This window comes from Bacillus sp. CH_70 (assembly GCF_038007045.1).
GTDB lineage: Bacteria > Bacillota > Bacilli > Bacillales > Bacillaceae_G > Bacillus_A > Bacillus_A cereus.
Genome location: NZ_JBBOWL010000001.1, coordinates 4,380,424 through 4,400,144 on the forward strand (window position 1 = coordinate 4,380,424; position 19,721 = coordinate 4,400,144).

Sequence of the window (19,721 nt, forward strand, 5' to 3'; positions counted from 1 at the left end):
ATTAAATATACAAATATAAAAGAGGTGATTTTACAAATGCAACCCGCTACACAGCTTTCTAATGAACAAAAACACTCGATGTCATGGGGACAATTTATTAGCTCTGTTTTATTCGCCTTTTTTGGAACTGGACTTATTACTGTGTTCCTCGCAATGCCATTAACAATTTATACAGCAGGTCTTACAGATAAAAAACAAGTTGCCCTGTATGAATCTATTGCAAATACTGCAAGTACCGTATTACAACTAGCTGTATTGTTATTCTTCATCTTTAAATTCGAACCCGCAAAAAAATTACTACTAAAATCTTTTAACTTTAAAACACTGAAAGAATGGCGCACATACGTATACTTACTTCTTTTCTTCGTTATCAACATCATACTCAATTACATCTTGTTAAATTATGTGTTCCAAGACGCAACAAAGCAGCAATCTTCCGCACTAAGCTTAGACGTCTTTAAGCAATATCAAATATTATTACTTCTCAGCTTTGCAATACTCACACCCATTTTTGAAGAACTTATTTTCCGTGGTTTTATACTTCGCTTCTTCTCAGAACGCTTTCCATTTTGGATTGCAGCCATCGTAACAAGTTTCTTCTTCGGTATCGCTCATACATACTCACTTGGGGTAATGGTAATTACTTTCTTTATGGGATTATTAATGGCCATTTTATGTAAAAAAACAAAGTCCATTATTCCAGCTATGTTATTTCATATTATGAATAACATGTTGGCATTCTTGAGTTAAAAAGAGGTATCATCGCGATACCTCTCTTTACTCTTTTATCATAACTTCAAACTCTTCTACGGTTACGTTTTTGATAATCCGTATCGTTATTACCCATTCCCTTCAATTTATATATATTCATTAATAATATCCAAAATAAACCTCATGTAGTAAAATATAACTTAATTCACATAAAGGAGTTTACATATGTTCAGTATTATTTGGATGCTTTTCACGCCACTTCTCTTACTATGCGGGATTGCTGGTGGTATTTTTTTAATAGTAACGGGGATTAAATATCGGAAATTACTCGTTGGTTTAATGGGGCTACTTAGCCTATCCTTTGTCACACTACCTTTTGTTCTTTTAAGTGTAGGGATTCATATCGATACAATTTTCCCGATTCCAACTGCTCTTTACTGGACCCTATTTTCTTTAACTGGATTATTAGCAGGGGTAAGTGGAGTACAAGCCAAAATTAAAAGTATACGTAATATGGGATTCATTATTTTTACCATTGGAATATTAGGTGTTATCTTCTGGGAGCTCATGTCTGTAGGTGATTCATTCTATATATAATATTTTTTAGCAACCTACAAATCGGAGGTAATACAGAAGTGTTTGGAATATTAACTTGGATGATTTTAGCTATTACTTTAATGTTATGCGCATTTATCGTTGGTATTTTTTTAATTATTCATGGTATTAAATGTAATAAATCACTCACTATTATAGCTGGTTTAATTAGCATATTACTTATCGTTGTTCCTATCGTTTGTATAGGTTCTGGAATAGATTTAGAGGGGATGGTTCCAATTTCGGGAACTTTATATTGGTGCTTCTTCTCTTTAGCTGGACTATTAGCTATTATAAGCGGCAGGCAAATATCGAGTATTTGTTCTATGGGGATAATTTTGTTTATAACAGGGCTTTGCTCCGTAACTGGTTATCATTTTTTATATCTCACTCTTTAAAAAGGCAAAAAAGCAGGGAAATTAATTCCCTGCTTTTCTATTTGGTTTATTGCCTGATGGTAAGAAGAACGATAACACCCAAGCAATCCCTGCAAGTATCGTTGCAATTAAGAAGGCATCGTTAATACCGTTAATTGCAGATAGCTTTGAAATTTGTCCATATAATAGTTGTGTGCTCATCGCGTCTCCTGCTTGAGCTGATCCAGCTAAGGCCACTAAGCTTTGACCCATGCCGTGTACTTTATCAACTAAAATTGGGTTTGATGTTGTTAACATGTTGCCGTAATCTGCTACGTGAGCAGTTGTTTGTTGCGTCATAAGTGTGATTAAAATCGCTGTTCCGATTGAACCAGCTACTTGTCTTGACGTATTTTGCGTTGCTGTACCGTGAGAAATTAATTTCATCGGTAGCGCGTTCATACCAGCTGTCATAATTGGCATCATAATGAATGACATACCAATTGAACGTATAATATAATCCGTCATAATAACGCTATACGGTGTATCCATCGATAATTTTGTAAATTCATATGTCGCATACGTCGTAATTGCCAATCCAATTATCGCTAATGGACGAATGCCATATTTATCGAATAATTTACCCGCTACTGGTCCCATGATCCCCATAATTAATGATCCTGGAAGAAGTAGTAAACCAGATTCAATTGGCGTAAAGCCACGAATGTTTTGCAGATATACTGGAAGCAATAACATACCTCCGAATAATGCCATCGTAACGATTGCGTTAATTACTAAAGTAAAAGTAAATACTGGATATTTAAATACTTGTAAATCAAGCATTTTATTGTCCGTTGTTAACTCTCTCCAAATAAATAACGCTAAACCAATTACACCGATAACAAGTGAAATAATGACTTCTGCACTAGTCCAACTATTATTTCCAGCTTCACTAAATCCGTACAATAAGCTTCCTAGTCCAATACTTGAACTAACCACACCGAATATATCTAATTTCGTTTTAGACACTGGCTGAGCTAGTGTAAAGAATTTTAAAGATAGGAACGTAATAATTAAACCAATAATAAACATCGCATAGAACATTAAGTTCCAGCTATAGTTTTCAATCACCCAACCTGTTACAGTTGGTCCGATAGCTGGCGCTAAAATCATCGCTACACCTAGTAATCCCATCGCCGCTCCGCGTTTATGAGGCGGGAATAACGTCATAAAGATATTCATACCAACCGGCATTAAAATACCCGCACCAACTGCTTGAATTACGCGACCTGTCATCATCATTGTAAAGTTTCCTGAAGTAGCACAAATGATAGATCCTACCGTGAAGAATAACATTGCTGCTACGAATAATTTACGATACGTAAATCGTGAAACTAAAAAGGCACTAATCGGTACTAAAATACCATTTACAAGCATGAAGCCTGTAATTAACCATTGTGCTGTTGAAGTTGATACATTAAATTCATTCATTAACGGAGGTAATGCAACGTTAATGATTGTTTGGTTTAAAATAGAAACGAACATGCCGAGAATTAATACAGCTACAACTGCTTTTACGTTCACATTCTCTACAGGCATAGACATTTGTTTTTTCGGCACTTCTTTTTCTTGTTTTACTTCTTCTTGCTTTCCTGTTTCTAACTCAACTACATTAGAAATTTCCGGTTCTTGCTTTCGTTCAATTTCTTTCTCTTCTGTTTCAACTTTACTTACTTCTATTTTACTTACGGCTGGGACTTGTTCTTCTCCCATTTTCGTTTTTTTCTTTCGTAAAAGACGATTTACAAGGAAGAAGACGATTATACAAAATAGTGCATATCCTGCAATTACAATTGAGGACATCTCATCTCCCCCTTACTTATGAATACGAACTGTCACATTCATGCCAGGAACAATATTTACTGATTTGCTATGATCTAAAGAAATTTTAACTGGTACTACTTGTGTTACTTTCGTATAGTTCGCTGTTGCGTTGCTTGATGGCAACATAGAGAATGTATTCGCTGTTGTTAAGCCAACTTGTTCTACTTTTCCTGTTAACGTTGTATCTGGGTATGCATCTACATACACATCTACATCTTGACCTTTTTGAACATCATCAACATCTGTTTCTTCAATGTTTGCTGTTACCCATAAATTGTTCATATCAAATGCATAAGCAATCGGGCTACCTGCTCCAACGAAAGCATTTGTTGTTGCGTTTGATTGTACAACTGTTGCATTTTGTGGAATTGTTACATCTACTGTTTGTTCTCCATTAGCTGCCGCTACAGTAACAGTACCTAATTTATCGTTCTCATTATAATTTTTTCCTACTTCAGCTTTCCAGTCAGTTAGTTTACCTGCTACTGGTGAAGCAACCGGAATTACCTTTCCATCAATCTTTGCATTGTCTGTTTTTAAGTAATTTTCCGTTTGATTGTAATAGTAATAACCGCCAATACCGCCGCCAACTAGTACAATTAATGTGATAATGTTGATAATTACCATTCTTCGAAACTGATTCATTGCATTCCTCTCCTTATATCGCATATAATTTTTTTCTAAACTATTTATGTCCTTATTGTTTAGATTGTTTAATTGTTAATTATATTAACCTTTTAACAAAAAAATCACACCATCTGCAGCGTAAATCGAAATTTATCTACCTGCGAGCGGTGCTGATTTCTGAAGGACTATCGTTTATAATTATAAATAATTATTTTGAATCTACAACCGACAATTTACGTATGAAATGTCGTTTAAACAACAATATAATACCAATATGTTGTTTAAGTACAGAAAATTAAACGAGGGGAAATAAAAATGTCTATTAAAAATACAAATGATCCACGTGTAAAACGGACGAGACAACTCATACAGGATGCTTTTGTCGCTTTAGTAGGCGAAAAAGGTTTTGAAAATGTTACTGTTCAACATATTGCAGAACGCGCTCCTGTAAACCGCGCTACATTTTATAGCCATTACCACGATAAATATGACTTACTAGACAAAAGCATTGAAGAAATGTTAGAAAAGCTAACTGAAGTAATTAAACCGAGAAATAGAAATAAAGAAGATTTCCAACTAACATTTGATTCGCCACATCCAAGTTTTTTGGCCTTGTTCGAACATATTGCAGAAAACACTAACTTCTATAACGTCATGCTTGGTGATAAAGCTGCCGGAAACTATACGTATAAGATGATGAAAGCAATTCAAACGCATTTAACATTAAGCCTCTCTATTTCACAACCTAACGATGAAAAACTAATGGTTCCACGCGATATTCTCATTAGTTATGTTACTGGTGCCCATCTAGGGATGATTATGTCATGGCTTAAAAGAGGAATGATATATACCCCGCATTTTATGGCGATGCAATTAACTCGTTTAATTATTTTAGGCGCTCATACTGCAGCGGGATTAGAACGGCCTTTTTAAAACATAAAAAAGCGAAGGAGAATCTCCTTCGCTTTTTCTATTAATTAAATGTAATGTTATGTACAGCCTCTTTATCAAGACGTTTAATAACTTCTACAATTAACTTCACTGCATTTTCATAATCATCACGATGTAACATTGCCGCATGAGAATGGATATAGCGCGTTGCAATTGTAATTGCCATAGAAGGAATACCATTTACAGCAATGTGAATCGCACCCGCATCCGTTCCTCCGCCCGCTACTGAATCATATTGATACGGGATTTGTAATTCATCAGCAACATCAACTACGAAATCACGTAAACCTGTATGTCCAATAACAGAAGCATCATATAAAATGATTTGTGGTCCATCGCCCATTTTACTTTGCGCTTCTTTTGACGTTACACCCGGTGTATCTCCAGCGATACCAACATCTACTGCGAACGCGATATCTGGTTTAATATAATTCGCAGATGTTTTTGCGCCACGAAGACCAACTTCTTCTTGTACAGTTCCAACGCCGTATACAACGTTTGGATGCTTTTCATCTTTTAGTTGTTTTAATACGTCAATTGCAATTGCACAACCGATTCGGTTATCCCACGCTTTTGCAAGTAACATTTTTTCATTCTTCATCACTTGGAATTCAAAGTACGGTACAACTTGATCTCCTGGTCGTACGCCCCACTCCATCGCTTCTTCTTGGCTAGAAGCACCGATATCGATGAACATGTCTTTAATTTCAACTGGCTTTTTACGAGCTTCTGGAGGTAAAATGTGCGGTGGTTTTGAACCAATTACACCTGTTACATCTCCTTTACGCGTTACAATCGTCACGCGCTGTGCAAGCATAACTTGTGACCACCAGCCACCAACCGTTTGGAAGCGAAGGAAACCTTTGTCATCGATTTGTGTAATCATAAATCCAACTTCATCTAAATGACCTGCAACCATAATTTTCGGGCCGTTTTCTTCCCCTACTTTTTTCGCAACTAAACTCCCTAAATTATCAGTAGAAAGTTCGTCCGCAAACGGCTCGATATATTTCTTCATTACTTCACGTGGTTCACGTTCGTTACCAGCAATACCACGTGCATCCGTTAATTCTTTTAGCATTGTCAATGTCGCGTCTAATTTTGTCATTGCCAACACCCTCCTTTTTCTTCAGTCAATTCATTATACAATAATTAAATTGAAATATTCAAAAATTAAATTAGTATCCTTGTGTTTGACGCTGATGATTTACCTCATTTTTATCTAAATATGCTTTTTCAATCTCTTCTTGCTCAAATTCAAGTGCTTGTCCAAGTCGAAGATAGCTCGTAAATAATTCAATATAGTTTGTAATAGATGGTTGATCTGTAAAACGAATTACTTTCGCATATGTGTCTAAGAAAATTTCCACTTGTGTTTTATTCGTTTGTGCACATTTATAGAATAAGAAGTTTTTATCAATACCTAAATCAATTCCGATTGATAAAATAAAATGCAAACCATCTACGTATTCTTCTAATATTACTTCACGTTCCGAAGCTGGTTTGTTGCTCCAATATTTAAAACAACGTGTTTCATTTGCAAGTTCACCAATTTCTACAAGAAGAGCTAACATTTTTTCTTTTAACAATTTTTTCGGTTGTAAGTCATGTTCTTTTGCAATACGGTCATCTAATTCTTTTTGTAATTTAAATAGTTGTAGTAAGTCCATTCTATTGTCCTCCTCCAACATCGCATTTTACGCAACAATGTTGTTTCATCTCAAAGTTCATTATTATGTTTCAGTTCTTATGAATAAGTCAGCTATCTACCTCTTTATAAAATAGCTTGTCCTTAATTTGCAAATACGTTTCAGTCATCACTCTTAAATTGTTCATCTGATGAAAGTTCCATATCATCTTTCCATTATAGCAGTGTCGTTTCGGCTAGGAAAGATACTCTTCTTTCCAAACGTGCATAATTAAAAAAAGCCAGGAGGATTCTCCTGACTTCATATGTATATTCTTCTATATCACTATAGTTTTTATGTTGATTTTGTCATATCGATAACAACACATCCGTTAATCTTTAGAACTTCAAACTTCTCTCTGAACACAAACAAAAAACCTTAGAAGAAAATTCTTCTAAGGTTTCAACTAATTAATTAGTTAATGTTGTTTTTTGCAACTGTTGCTAATTCAGCGAAAGCTTTTTCGTCATGAACAGCTAAGTCAGCAAGCATCTTGCGGTTAACTTCGATGCCAGCATTTTTAAGACCGTGCATTAAGCGGCTGTAAGAAAGACCATTCATACGAGCTGCTGCGTTGATACGTGTAATCCATAATTTACGGAAGTCACGTTTCTTTTGACGGCGGTCACGGAATGCATACATTAGAGATTTCATAACCTGTTGGTTAGCAACCTTGAATAATGTATTTTTTGAACCGTAGTAACCTTTTGCTAATTTAATTACTTTTTTACGACGTTGACGAGTAACTGTACCACCTTTTACTCTTGGCATAATATTACCTCCTAATTGTTCTATATATCAGCCGAACTTATTTTAAGTTGTCAAGCATTTGACGAATGCGTTTGAAGTCACCAGCGCTTACTACACCAGCTTTACGTAGTTTACGTTTAGCTTTTGTAGATTTGTTAGCGAATAAATGGCTTGTGTAAGCGTGAGAACGTTTCAGTTTACCTGATCCAGTCTTTTTGAAACGCTTTGCAGCGCCGCGATGAGTTTTTTGTTTAGGCATAGGTATTTCCTCCTCTATCTATTACTTATCGTTTTTCGGTGCTAAAACTAAGAACATACTGCGTCCTTCCATTTTAGGCTTAGATTCAACTGTACTAACTTCAGCACAAGCTTCTGAGAAGCGATCTAAAACACGTTGACCGATTTCTTTATGAGTAATGGCACGTCCTTTAAAGCGAATTGACGCTTTAACCTTGTCGCCTTTCTCTAAAAACTTGATAGCATTACGAAGTTTTGTGTTAAAGTCGTGTTCATCAATTGTTGGACTTAAACGAACTTCTTTCATGCTAATTACTTTTTGATTTTTGCGCTGCTCTTTTTCTTTCTTCTGTTGCTCAAAGCGGAATTTACCGTAGTCCATAATGCGGCATACTGGCGGTTTCGCATTTGGAGCAACTAATACTAAATCAAGATTAAGATTTGCAGCTAAGTCTAAAGCGTCATTACGAGACTTGATTCCAAGTTGATCGCCATTTGCGCCAACTAAACGTACTTCACGTGCACGAATTTGCTCGTTAATCATCATATCCTTGCTAATAGTAAGCCACCTCCAAGGTTTTCTCAGAACATATTTTGTAGTCATAGAACCCGACAAAAAAAGTGCGGGCATACGACACCCACACTTGTAAAATCTTAAGTAAGAAATACATTTACCTGCTAACTGCGAATGCGTCCATCAGGTGAGAAGCGGGTGCTTCTACTTGTTCCACAAAACAATATTCTATTATCCTTGATGAGTTTATCATAGGACATGACGTCTGTCAAGAAGACGCGATGTGTTTTACTAACAACAAGAAATATTGTAACAAACAACTAACATACTTGCAATACTTTTTTATGATAAGTGTTACATGGTTATTTTTTCTAGTTTTTCTCTTTTATATTACAAAGAAAAGCCGCGGTATACCGCGGCTTTTTCTTATCGTTTTCCTTCTACTTTAATCATGTCAACAAAAGCATCTAATGCGATTGTTTCTGATTTTTGTTCACCATATTTACGTACGTTTACGCCGTTTTCAGTTACTTCATTGTCACCTACTACAAGCATGTACGGAATTTTTTGCATTTGTGCTTCACGGATTTTGTAACCGATCTTCTCTTCACGAGTGTCTAATTCAACACGGATACCAGCACGACGCAATTCGTCTTGTACTTTCTTCGCATAGTCTAAATGTACTTGCGGAGAAACTGGAATTACTTGTACTTGAACTGGAGCTAACCAAGTTGGGAATGCACCTTTGTATTCTTCAATTAAGAAGGCTACGAAGCGTTCCATAGTTGATACAACACCACGGTGAATTACAACTGGACGATGTTGCTTACCGTCTTCGCCAACATAAGTTAATTCAAAGCGTTCTGGAAGTAAGAAGTCTAATTGTACAGTTGAAAGTGTTTCGTCTTTTCCAAGAGCAGTACGAACTTGAACATCAAGTTTTGGACCGTAGAATGCTGCTTCACCTTCAGCTTCATAGTAATCAAGACCCATTTCATCCATAGCTTCTTTTAACATACCTTGTGCTTTTTCCCACATCTCATCATCCGCATAATACTTTTTAGTATCTGCTGGATCACGATAAGATAGACGGAATGAGTAGTTCTCTAAACCGAAATCTTTGTACACTTCTAGAGTTAAGTTTACAACACGTTTTAACTCTTCTTTAATTTGATCTGGACGAACGAAAATGTGCGCATCGTTTAAAGTCATTCCGCGTACACGTTGTAACCCAGATAACGCACCTGACATTTCATAACGGTGCATTGTTCCAAGTTCCGCAATACGGATTGGTAATTCACGGTAGCTGTGAATATCATTTTTATAAACCATCATATGGTGAGGACAGTTCATTGGACGAAGAACTAATTCTTCATTATCCATTTCCATTGATGGGAACATGCCATCACGGTAGTGATTCCAGTGACCAGAAGTTTCATATAACTCTCTACTTCCTAATACTGGAGTGTATACGTGATCATAGCCTAAGCTTGCTTCTTTATCAACGATGTAACGCTCGATAATACGACGAATTGTTGCACCCTTTGGTAACCAAAGTGGTAAACCTTGTCCTACTTTTTGGCTATTAGTAAATAGTTTTAATTCTTTACCTAATTTACGGTGATCGCGCTCTTTCGCTTCTTCAAGCATACGTAAGTGCTCATCTAATTCTGCTTTCTTAACGAATGCAGTACCGTAAATACGTTGTAACATTTTATTATTGCTATCGCCGCGCCAGTAAGCACCTGCAACGCTTAATAATTTAAACACTTTAATTTTCCCTGTAGATGGAAGGTGAACACCACGGCAAAGGTCGAAGAATTCGCCTTGCTCATAGATTGAAATAACTGCATCCTCTGGAAGATCGTTAATTAAATCTAATTTTAACTCATCACCAATTTCTTCAAAGCGACGAAGTGCTTCTGCACGTGGTACTTCATGACGAACGATTTCTAAGTTTTCGTTCACGATTTTTTGCATTTCTTTTTCGATTTTCTTGAAGTCTTCAACTGTAATTGCTTCTTCCATATCGATATCGTAATAGAAGCCATTTTCAATTACTGGACCAATGCCAAGCTCAAGCTTAACATCTTTATATAAACGTTTTAACGCTTGTGCTAAAAGGTGGGCTGTTGAATGGCGTAAAATATATAAGCCATCTTCAGAATCTAATGTAATAATAGAAACTGCACCATCTTCTTCGATTGGTGTAACAAGATCGATCATCTCATCGTTTAATTTTCCAGCTACAGCTTTTTTCTTTAAGCCTGGGCTAATAGAAGCTGCGATTTCTTCAGTTGTTACGCCTTTTGGAAACTCCTTCACAGCTCCATCAGGGAAAGTAATTTTAACTACATCTGCCATCACTGGTCACTCCTCTTTTTCTCAAAATAAAAAACACTCATCCCGTAAAAAGGGACGAGTGTTGAATTCGTGGTTCCACCCTTGTTCCAATTAACATAATTGTTAATTGCTCAAGTTCAACATAACGGTGTTGTCCGTTAGCAATTACTAGAAAAACCGTTCACTGCTAAAGTTTAGAGGTGGTAAGTAATAATCCCGTACTAGGAAGCTCACACCCTAAGGCTTCCCTCTCTGAAAATCGTAGAAAACTACTCATGTCCTCATCATGACATTTCGATATATTTCATTTATGTAGGTAATTATATGCTCAAAAACTTAGAAAATCAAGGGCGTTACCTTTATTTTTTAAATTTTTCACATTGCGCTCAAAATCATGTAATCCATGTAATTGGACCCGTTCTTGAAACACATTTCGCAAAGTAATAATCATATTATGGTCTTGTTCTTTCGTATATAAATAAATCTTTTTGGGCGAAATAGAAAGAAGCGGCGCAATTACTTTCGTATCAATATATACATCATTTTGCTTTAATAATTCCTCATCTATATATTGGACCAACTTCTCCTGTTTTAAACGTCTACCTTTATCATCATAAAAGATAAAGCTTTCATCAAAAATAAGATGTACGCAGGACAAGCGTGATTTACGGCTACTTACTTGTTGCCGAAGCGTCTCAATGAACATTTGGTATTCTTGCTCCATCTTATATTCATCAATTGCCACTTCCGCAAGTTTAGCCACCATTTCCCTATATGTACGAAGACGAAAACGGATATATGATGAAAACGAGAATGAGAGCGGATCACAAAGCCAATTATTTAAAGAAGACTTAATATATGACTCAAATGCGTTACGCGTTAAATCCTGAGCTACCCCTTTTCTTCTTCCCTTTAAAATCTCATGTGCCATGTGCAATATTTGATGACACTCTTCTTGTTCTTCATAAAAAAACTTTTCTTTTAAGATCGTATAAATCCACTCATTTTGTTTCACATTCACAATAAAATACACCATTACCGGCAATAAGATCTTTTCAATATAATTTGATTCACGTACTGGTATGTGAATCACCACTTTTTGTTCCTGTAAATACACACTCGTTTCCTTATATAATACTTCCGCTCTTTTCAGCAATTGTCTATATACGTGCATAGCATCATTTTTTTCTTCGAAGCAAATTTCAATCACTTTTGTCCCCCCTTTTATCCCTGCTCTAAAGGACTGTATCTATACGTTACAAATCCTATAAGAGTCCGTCCCGCGTGAAGTTCACTCTTAGTAGAATTACATTTCCTATCGTTAGAAAATCCACTCAATATGGCTTGCTAATTTTATATATATTAAGGGAGGGAGAAAAAAATGATACAAGCTACTATGAATTTTTTTATTGTATACTTTACTTATTACTAAAGGGAGGTATCTGAATGTTTGAATATAAATTCGTAAAAGTCGAATTTCATTGGGGGCTCACTCGCTCAAAACTAGCTGAAGACTACCAAGAAATTATTCAAGAGCATGCTAGAGATGACTGGAGGTTCGTACAGATTGTTGCCCCTACGATTGGCAGTTCTGGACAACCTGAATATTTCGATCTCATATTTGAAAAGAAAATATCACTATAATACAAAAGAGCAAGCTTCTCAGCTTGCTCTTTTACTTATGACGACGGTTTTTCCCACCAATTGGAATTGGTTTCGCTAAATATTTAATTCGTTCCATAATACGTGCTGCCTTCATTTCTTCAGCCTCACCACGTTGTGTATACGTTAAATGATGTTCCAATTGTTTAAAATCAAAATTAGACGTAAAGAACGTCGGTAAGTTTTCTAACATACGGAATTGCAAGATTGCACCAAGCACATCGTCACGCACAAAGCTCGACATCGCTTCTGCCCCGATATCATCTAACATTAAAACTTGCACGCGTTTAACCGCATCAATCTTTTCGCCAATCGAATTATCTTGAATCGAACTTTTAATTTCACGTAAAAATTCCGGGAAGTATACGAGCATCGAACTTATTTTCTTTCGAGCAAGCTCGTTCGCAATTGCTCCTAAAAGGTACGTTTTTCCTACACCAAATTTACCGTACAAATATAAACCTTGTGCTTTTTTACCTGGTTCATATGTACTTAAAAATTCATTCGCTGCGCCAATTGCATCGATACGTGCATTTAAATCAGAAGGGTCTAAGTTTTCCATAGTTGCCTGTAAAATATCCGTTGGCATATATACACTTTGAACGAGTTTTTCATATTTCTTTCTCTCGTCATATGCTACTTTTCTAACGCAACGATCGTATTGAATATCAATCATCTTCCCTTGAATAACAAGCTTTGGCTCGTATCCTTGCAGCATATTTTTACATGCACCTAAATCCGGACAATCCACGCAACCTACACTTTGTCCAATATATTCATATAACTTCACAAGACTGCGCTCAATCATAGAAGTCGTTACTTCACCTTTATGTTCGTCTATAAATTCTTTTACACGCGGGTGCGCCATTACTTCTGCCTTTAATACTTCATATCTATTTTTAAAGTTTTCATTTTCCATTAATTTTGTAAATGAATTTTGAATATGCTCCATTTTCTCACCTCAAAGAGCGTTCATTCTCTTCTATTAATCACGCTTATATTTTTTTAACACTTCTTCTAATCGTTTTCGTTCATCTTCTAGCGTACTTGCATCTTTTTCTACACTTACATCTTTCTTCGCCGTTTCTTTCTCTTGTTCTTTCGGCTCTTCTTCCTTAAGCCAATCTGGCACCATTTCTTTTCGTACCGTTTTCTTCGCCGTACGGCCTTTTTTCTTCGTCTCAGCCCACTCTTGATATTGACGGTTCTCTTCTTTCGCTAACGCCATCGCGTCCGCTACTGTACCGACCTTTTTACGTGCCCAATGCCCAGCAATCTTCTCGACATACGTTTTCGCAAGTTTCATATCTGAGCGTAGCATAACGTAATAAATAAGTACATTCACAACTCCTGGTGTCAATTTTTGATTAATCATGACATCTTCAACGATTTGCAAGTCCGCTTTCGTTGCCTCTGCACCACCAGAAATCTCTTTCAATAGTTGTTTTGGCGAGATTTCCTCTAGCTGCTTTATTAACATCTCCTCTTGTGATGAAGGCTCTTTCTCTTTCATCGTACGTGCAGCATGAGGCTGTACTCTTTCACTTAGTACCGGTAATGCTTGACCATTTTCAAATTGATACCAATCGCGCGCTCCTTTTCTAAGCCTTTCCATATCAATTGTTTGCATCTCTGTCACCGCACCAAGAACGATATTTTGCATCGATAACACATCTACACCATACACGTAAGCAAGTGTTATAACGCAGTCTCTTACTTGATCTGTAATCGCCTTTTTAGGAACAAGAGCGGACAATCCATCTACAAATAAAGAGAAATCAAAGAAATCATTCCAAACTTTCGGAGCGTCTCCCTTCTCGTTACTTGGCATAGTTGTCGTTTTTGGAATACGAAGGTCTTCTTGCGCATGCTCAAGCTGTCCTGGATTAAACGAACCAAACACATCATTGAAAGAGCGCGTAACATTTTCATAAGAAGCAAAATCAAATTCTTCTTCTAAGAAATATTGCTTTACTTGATTATATTTTGTCCGACTCAATCGATTGTATAAAAAGATACTTAAAACAATATCATCAAAAAACTGCTTCGGAGATAAAGGTGGTTGCAACTCATATATGAACATTCGAATATCTTTTTCTTTCTTAATATATACCTTCAAAAGCCCAATTGCCTCTAACTTTACTCGTTCCTCATATATTTCAGGAAGTTGCATTTGCATAGTCACCATAAGGGAATGATGTGTATTCTCTTTTCCAAATACACGATCTTGCTCTAGCTCCCCCCATAGTGTCATGTATAAGCTAAAAGCTCTACTACCTATTAACGGCTGATACAACATCGTCAATACTTTTCGGTCGTAATTATGCAGTAGCCCTTTCGCACTTACTTTATAACGATCAATCGGCAATAGCTCCATCCATGACTGTTTTTCCATTCTTGCTTTTCCTTTCTCTCATCCAATCTATCCTCTACTTCATTCCTTCTATCTTCATTATATAAATTCTTAGTGAAAAAGAGCTATTAGCTTTCGCTTCTAGCTCTCTTATCCTATTACTTACGGTATGTAAAGAGAATAAAATACAACTTCTACTCTCTTTCTTTTTGCAGTATATCTTTTAATTCTTCAATAAATACATTTAAATCTTTAAATTGACGATATACAGAAGCAAAACGTACATAAGCAACATCATCAATATCGCGAAGTTCTTCCATAACAATTTCACCAATCATATCACTTTTCACTTCTGATATACCTAAATTACGCAGTTCACGTTCCACGCTTTGTGTTACTTCTTCTAATTGTCTTAAAGATACTGGTCTTTTTTCACACGCTTTAATTAAACCGCGTAAAATCTTTTCTTTATTAAACTCTTCTCGTGTGCCTTCTTTTTTAACAACGATAAGAGGTGACTCTTCTACCCTTTCAAAGGTCGTAAAGCGACTTAAACAACTTTCACACTCTCTTCTTCTTCGAATAGAGCGCCCCTCGTCTACCGGACGCGAATCTAACACTCTTGTACCATTATGAGAACAGGATGGACAACGCAATTCATTCACTCCTTTACACTATACTCTTTATTTTTCTCTACTCAATTCACCTAAAATATATATACAATATTATATAACTCATTCTAACTCTCTTACCACTTTAAGTTTCAGCGCATCACTTTATCATCTCATACTTAAAAATAAGATGGTATATAGGGCACTACCTCATTTGCAAGAGTCCAATGTATTCAACTAACGAGTACGTTATATTTTTCCTTTTTTATAAACTAAAAAAGAGGTGCATTATACACCTCTTTACATTTTAAATCAATTATGTTCTTTTTTAAAGAGCTTTTGTTTCTCTCTGCTTAATTTCGAAGCTACCAGTGCCTCGAGGAAGCTCGATGCTCTCACGCGTTTTCGCGTTTAAACCTTCTGCAATATATTCTGCAGCAACATTTGGATCAATACGATCCCCACAAGTATAAACATCAATACTTGCGTAACCGTGCTCCGGAAAGCTATGAATTGTTAAATGTGATTCTGAGATAATTACTACTCCACTTACACCTTGTGGTGCAAATTTATGGAAAGCAACCTCACGCACTTCAGCACCAGCTCTTAGTGCTGCATCCACAAATAATTGTTCAATATACGGCATGTCATTAAGCTTGTCGAAATCGCAATCCCAAAGTTCAGCGATCACGTGACGACCCATCGTATCCATAGTATCCATTCTACAGTTCCCCCTTGTAAATTTATTCTAACTGTTCGAATTGAAAACTAATTTGCAATTTGGCTTGCTCCACTACCACGGGGGAAAGTTAGTCCAGAGAGGTCCTAACCCTTTAAGTAGTGACTACGTACCTCAGCTCTTAAGTTTACGAGTGTTAGTATACTTTGTTTATTTTCATTTTGCAACAACAGTTTTTTCGATTTTCTGTCATATTTTCCTCTTTACTTTTCCCTAAAAAAAATAAACGATTCACAAATGCAGTAATCACAACGTTTCGTGGTATGTCCACTTTTTAAAATATACTTATATAATTTTTTTCCTTTTCAGAAAAAAATAAAAAAAGAGGGCAAATATTGCCTTGCCCTCTCCTCCCTTATTCACTTAAATGTGTTGCACATTTTCTTGTTTCGCTAACTCTTCAACAACTAACGTTACAAGATCTACAACACGACGAGAGTAGCCCCACTCGTTATCATACCAAGCAAGTACTTTCACTTTACGATCACCCATTACCATTGTAGATAAACCATCGATAATAGCTGAATGTGTATTTGTATTAAAGTCGATAGATACTAAAGGCTCTTCGCTGAATTCTACAATACCTTTTAACGCACCGTTTGCAACAGTTTTGAATGCATCATTAATAGCTTCAACTGTCACATCGCGTTTTACATCTACTACTAAGTCAACAAGAGACACGTTTGGTGTTGGTACACGAAGTGCCATACCATGAAGTTTTCCGTTTAAGTGCGGAAGAACTTTTGCTAGCGCTTTCGCAGCACCTGTCGTTGTCGGAATGATTGATTGTCCGCAAGCACGTGCTCTTCTTAAATCTTTATGTGGGTTATCAATATTTTTTTGGTCATTTGTATAAGCGTGAACTGTCGTCATTAAACCGTTTTCAATTCCAAACTGCTCATCTAACACCTTCACAACAGGCGCTAAACAGTTTGTTGTACAAGATGCATTTGAAATAACAGTATGTTTTGTAATATCTAATTGGTCTTCATTCACACCAACTACAATTGTTACATCTTCATTTTTACCAGGCGCTGTTAAAATAACTTTTTTCGCTCCAGCTTCAACGTGAAGAATTGCTTTTTCTTTCGAATTAAATTTACCAGTTGCTTCAATTACAACTTCAACACCTAAATCTGTCCAAGGCAATTCCTTTGGATCGCGGTTGTTTAAAAGGCGAATCATTTTTCCATCAACTAATAAGTGATCTTCAAATGCTTCTACTGTTCCGTCAAACTTGCCATGAACTGTATCATATTTAATTAAGTGTGCTAACGTTTCAGATGGATAGCTTGCATTGATTGCTACAATTTCGAATGCGCTTTCTTTTATTGCTTGACGAAATACCATTCTCCCAATACGTCCAAATCCATTAATTGCCACACGAGTCATAATATGTTATCCCCCTTGAATGCGTTATACTATTTATCTCCAATCCCAATAATAGTATAACACAAAAAGGAGATATGTCACTAAGCATTTTCATTAATTTCACAATTTTTTAGTCAATAATGTTCCACTTCTTTAAAATTACCTGCAATTGTGTTTTCGTTCCCATAATTGTGCCATCATTATTTATCACTTCATCTGCATTTTTCACTTTTTCTTCTAACGGCATTTGAGATTGAATACGAGCTGTTGCTTCTTCTTCTGAAAAGTTATTTCGTTTCATTAAACGCTCTAATTGCGTATGCGGCTTAACTGCTACAACTAAAACGCGGTCAACAAGACTTGTTAATTTGCTTTCAAATAAGAGAGGAATATCTAACACAACCGCTTGCATATCTTCTTTTATGTACATCTCCTTTTGCCTATTCATTTCCTCACGCACTGCAGGATGAACAATTTTATTTAACTGCAATCGTTTTTCTTCATTATAGAAAACGACACTTCCCAGTTTTGGACGATCTAGTTCTCCATCTTCTTGTAACACTTCCGTTCCAAATACTTCTACTATTTTGTTATATGCTGGTTTTCCTTGCTCTACAACTTCTCGTGCAATAATATCTGCATCAATAACCGGTATGCTCAGTTCACGAAACATTTGAGATACTGTACTTTTTCCACTTGCAATGCCTCCTGTTAATCCAATTACTACTGTCATAATAAGCCTCCTCATAATAAAAGGCGCGAAACTAATGTTCCACGCCCATACTTACATTTTCCAAATTCCAATTATAATGAGTAATACCCCAGGCAGGAATGTAAATTTTTGTAACCACTTCATATTCGATAAAACCGTTCCAAGTTTCATTCCAATAAATAAAAACAAAGAACTCATAATCGCAACTAATATCGCCATCATAGCGGGTGCATACCCTAATAAAGATGCACCAATTCCGGCACCAAATGAGTCTACAGAAAGAGCGATACCAAGAAGCAATGCCTCTCCTGCAGAAATGGTGCCTGATTTATCAAAATCTGCTACAGTCGGTTTCCGTAAAATTTGAATCACTAGCCCTAGCGAGGCAATCTCTAATTTCCAGACCTTCTCCTCTTGCTTCGGTTCTTCTTTTTTTTCACTTCGAAAAAATTGATACAATACCCAAATCCCTATTCCAATAAGAACAAGCCCACCGATACGCGTTGCGATAACAGGTGAAAATACTTTCGCGATCATATGTCCAATTCCCATTGAAACAAGCATAACAGCCGCTGAACACATTCCGATAATTATAATTGATCTTAGTGGAATTCTTACGCTTCTTAAACCATATGTTAGCCCTACACTACAGCTATCTAAGCTTAATGTAAAAGCTAATAAAATAAGAGATAAATAAAGGTACATCGGTAAGCTCCTCCCTTATACATAGCTCTGCTGTATGTATATGACAAATGCCTATCCGATGTTATCTCTTTTCTATATTCTTGGCTGACAAATTGGGCAGTAATGCGTTCCTCTTCCGCCAACAACTGTTTTTTCTAATATCGTACCGCAAGTTACACACGGTTCTCCTTTTTTTCCGTATACATTTAGGAGTTCTTGGAACGAACCAATTTGCCCTTGTGAGTTGATATACGTTCGAATTGTACTTCCGCCACGCTTCACTGCTTCTCCTAGCGTTGTAACCGTAGCCTCATAAATTCGCTCAATTTCTTCTTTTGTCAAAGACGACGCTTCTCGTTCCGGATGAATTTGAGAACGGAATAAAACTTCATCCACATATATATTTCCAAGCCCTACTAAAAGACGCTGATCCAATAGCACAACTTTTATTTTACGATTTGTCTTTTGCAATCTTTCTTGTAAATACTGTGGTGTCAATTCAGCATCAAACGGCTCCGGCCCTAAGTCAGCAAGAGGCATTTGGTTCATCTCTTCACCTTTCTTAAAGAGATGCATCGTACCAAACTTTCTCACATCTTTATAATGTAATTCAGTTCCATCTGTAAATAAGAAACGGACGTGCGTATGTTTATCAATTGGCTCATCCTCTTGATGTAGTAAAAACTTACCTTCCATACGCAAATGTGAAACAATAACATAATTTGTTACATATAGAAGCAAAAACTTTCCTCTTCGCTTTATATTTTCAATCTTCTCGCCTTTTAGCATTTCTTTAAAGATTTCTGCATCATCTGGTCGTTTCACTATTTTTGGATAAGTAACAATAACATCTTCAATCGTTTTTCCTGTTACAAGATTTTCAAGTGTCCGTCTGACGTTTTCAACCTCTGGTAATTCAGGCATTTCATCACTT

Annotated in this window: 22 protein-coding genes and 2 other annotated features; of the genes, 5 read left to right on the forward strand and 17 right to left on the reverse strand. The window is 36.3% G+C overall.

The annotated features are described in order from the left end of the window. Positions 1-36: 36 nt before the first annotated feature. From N2V79_RS22365 to N2V79_RS22375, 3 genes are all read left to right on the forward strand, one after another. Entirely contained in the window at positions 37-750 is a 714-nt protein-coding gene (locus N2V79_RS22365) for a CPBP family intramembrane glutamic endopeptidase (protein ID WP_001182112.1), read from the forward strand. Positions 751-936: 186 nt separating this feature from the next. Further along, positions 937-1,308 carry a hypothetical protein gene (locus N2V79_RS22370; RefSeq protein ID WP_000491395.1) on the forward strand — a complete coding sequence of 124 codons (372 nt, stop codon included), beginning with the start codon at positions 937-939 and terminating at the stop codon, positions 1,306-1,308. A 38-nt stretch (positions 1,309-1,346) separates the two neighbouring features. Further along, on the forward strand, positions 1,347-1,703 hold the full coding sequence (locus N2V79_RS22375; RefSeq protein ID WP_069356281.1) for an ammonia permease: 357 nt from the start codon (positions 1,347-1,349) through the stop codon (positions 1,701-1,703). A 21-nt stretch (positions 1,704-1,724) separates the two neighbouring features. On the opposite strand, the gene N2V79_RS22380 is transcribed toward N2V79_RS22375, so the two are convergent. Continuing rightward, a complete protein-coding gene (locus N2V79_RS22380) occupies positions 1,725-3,524 on the reverse strand; it encodes a DHA2 family efflux MFS transporter permease subunit (protein WP_340720222.1) in 1,800 nt (599 codons plus the stop codon). 12 nt (positions 3,525-3,536) lie between these two features. Next, positions 3,537-4,190 carry an HlyD family secretion protein gene (locus N2V79_RS22385; RefSeq protein ID WP_001071419.1) on the reverse strand — a complete coding sequence of 218 codons (654 nt, stop codon included), beginning with the start codon at positions 4,188-4,190 and terminating at the stop codon, positions 3,537-3,539. A 297-nt stretch (positions 4,191-4,487) separates the two neighbouring features. On the opposite strand from N2V79_RS22385, the gene N2V79_RS22390 reads away from it, so the two are divergent. After that, positions 4,488-5,105 carry a TetR/AcrR family transcriptional regulator gene (locus N2V79_RS22390; protein ID WP_000023672.1) on the forward strand — a complete coding sequence of 206 codons (618 nt, stop codon included), beginning with the start codon at positions 4,488-4,490 and terminating at the stop codon, positions 5,103-5,105. 40 nt (positions 5,106-5,145) lie between these two features. Here the strand turns inward: N2V79_RS22390 and N2V79_RS22395 are convergent, their stop codons facing one another. From N2V79_RS22395 to ytxC, 7 genes are all read right to left on the reverse strand, one after another. Then, positions 5,146-6,231 (reverse strand): M42 family metallopeptidase, encoded by a 1,086-nt coding sequence (locus N2V79_RS22395; RefSeq protein ID WP_000163555.1) that lies wholly within the window; start codon positions 6,229-6,231, stop codon positions 5,146-5,148. Positions 6,232-6,301: 70 nt separating this feature from the next. Then, on the reverse strand, positions 6,302-6,793 hold the full coding sequence (locus N2V79_RS22400; protein WP_000365050.1) for a dUTP diphosphatase: 492 nt from the start codon (positions 6,791-6,793) through the stop codon (positions 6,302-6,304). A gap of 432 nt (positions 6,794-7,225) precedes the next feature. Next, positions 7,226-7,582: a 50S ribosomal protein L20 gene (gene rplT, locus N2V79_RS22405; protein WP_001138362.1), complete on the reverse strand. Its 357-nt coding sequence runs from the start codon at positions 7,580-7,582 to the stop codon at positions 7,226-7,228. Positions 7,583-7,619: 37 nt separating this feature from the next. After that, the gene (gene rpmI, locus N2V79_RS22410) at positions 7,620-7,820 is read right to left on the reverse strand and encodes a 50S ribosomal protein L35 (protein WP_001125945.1); all 201 of its coding nucleotides are present in this window, start codon (positions 7,818-7,820) and stop codon (positions 7,620-7,622) included. Between the two features lie 21 nt (positions 7,821-7,841). Then, the gene (infC, locus tag N2V79_RS22415; protein WP_000973215.1) at positions 7,842-8,345 is read right to left on the reverse strand and encodes a translation initiation factor IF-3; all 504 of its coding nucleotides are present in this window, start codon (positions 8,343-8,345) and stop codon (positions 7,842-7,844) included. Positions 8,346-8,407: 62 nt separating this feature from the next. Continuing rightward, positions 8,408-8,528: a sequence feature (ribosomal protein L20 leader region), on the reverse strand. A gap of 210 nt (positions 8,529-8,738) precedes the next feature. After that, positions 8,739-10,676: a threonine--tRNA ligase gene (thrS, locus tag N2V79_RS22420; RefSeq protein WP_000786077.1), complete on the reverse strand. Its 1,938-nt coding sequence runs from the start codon at positions 10,674-10,676 to the stop codon at positions 8,739-8,741. 47 nt (positions 10,677-10,723) lie between these two features. Further along, positions 10,724-10,952: a binding site (T-box leader), on the reverse strand. A gap of 31 nt (positions 10,953-10,983) precedes the next feature. Continuing rightward, positions 10,984-11,865 carry a putative sporulation protein YtxC gene (ytxC, locus tag N2V79_RS22425; protein ID WP_000569629.1) on the reverse strand — a complete coding sequence of 294 codons (882 nt, stop codon included), beginning with the start codon at positions 11,863-11,865 and terminating at the stop codon, positions 10,984-10,986. A gap of 236 nt (positions 11,866-12,101) precedes the next feature. Between ytxC and N2V79_RS22430 the strand changes: the two genes are divergently transcribed. Next, positions 12,102-12,299, forward strand: a complete 198-nt coding sequence (locus N2V79_RS22430) for a DUF4177 domain-containing protein (RefSeq protein ID WP_000464454.1) — start codon at positions 12,102-12,104, stop codon at positions 12,297-12,299. A 31-nt stretch (positions 12,300-12,330) separates the two neighbouring features. On the opposite strand, the gene dnaI is transcribed toward N2V79_RS22430, so the two are convergent. From dnaI to mutM, 8 genes are all read right to left on the reverse strand, one after another. Continuing rightward, the gene (dnaI, locus tag N2V79_RS22435; protein WP_000400120.1) at positions 12,331-13,269 is read right to left on the reverse strand and encodes a primosomal protein DnaI; all 939 of its coding nucleotides are present in this window, start codon (positions 13,267-13,269) and stop codon (positions 12,331-12,333) included. 33 nt (positions 13,270-13,302) lie between these two features. Beyond that, positions 13,303-14,712, reverse strand: coding sequence for a replication initiation and membrane attachment family protein (locus N2V79_RS22440; protein WP_000415025.1), 1,410 nt, complete (start codon positions 14,710-14,712; stop codon positions 13,303-13,305). Positions 14,713-14,864: 152 nt separating this feature from the next. Further along, positions 14,865-15,326, reverse strand: coding sequence for a transcriptional regulator NrdR (gene nrdR / locus N2V79_RS22445; protein ID WP_001203687.1), 462 nt, complete (start codon positions 15,324-15,326; stop codon positions 14,865-14,867). A 283-nt stretch (positions 15,327-15,609) separates the two neighbouring features. Beyond that, positions 15,610-15,993 carry an adenosylmethionine decarboxylase gene (gene speD, locus N2V79_RS22450; protein WP_002003660.1) on the reverse strand — a complete coding sequence of 128 codons (384 nt, stop codon included), beginning with the start codon at positions 15,991-15,993 and terminating at the stop codon, positions 15,610-15,612. Positions 15,994-16,383: 390 nt separating this feature from the next. Beyond that, positions 16,384-17,412 (reverse strand): glyceraldehyde-3-phosphate dehydrogenase, encoded by a 1,029-nt coding sequence (locus N2V79_RS22455; protein ID WP_000198974.1) that lies wholly within the window; start codon positions 17,410-17,412, stop codon positions 16,384-16,386. Positions 17,413-17,521: 109 nt separating this feature from the next. Beyond that, complete coding sequence (gene coaE, locus N2V79_RS22460) at positions 17,522-18,124, reverse strand: dephospho-CoA kinase (RefSeq protein WP_053563572.1); 603 nt, start codon at positions 18,122-18,124, stop codon at positions 17,522-17,524. A gap of 51 nt (positions 18,125-18,175) precedes the next feature. Next, positions 18,176-18,808: a sporulation membrane protein YtaF gene (gene ytaF / locus N2V79_RS22465; RefSeq protein ID WP_000281743.1), complete on the reverse strand. Its 633-nt coding sequence runs from the start codon at positions 18,806-18,808 to the stop codon at positions 18,176-18,178. A gap of 72 nt (positions 18,809-18,880) precedes the next feature. Further along, a complete protein-coding gene (gene mutM / locus N2V79_RS22470) occupies positions 18,881-19,711 on the reverse strand; it encodes a DNA-formamidopyrimidine glycosylase (RefSeq protein WP_071731428.1) in 831 nt (276 codons plus the stop codon). Positions 19,712-19,721: the final 10 nt, after the last annotated feature.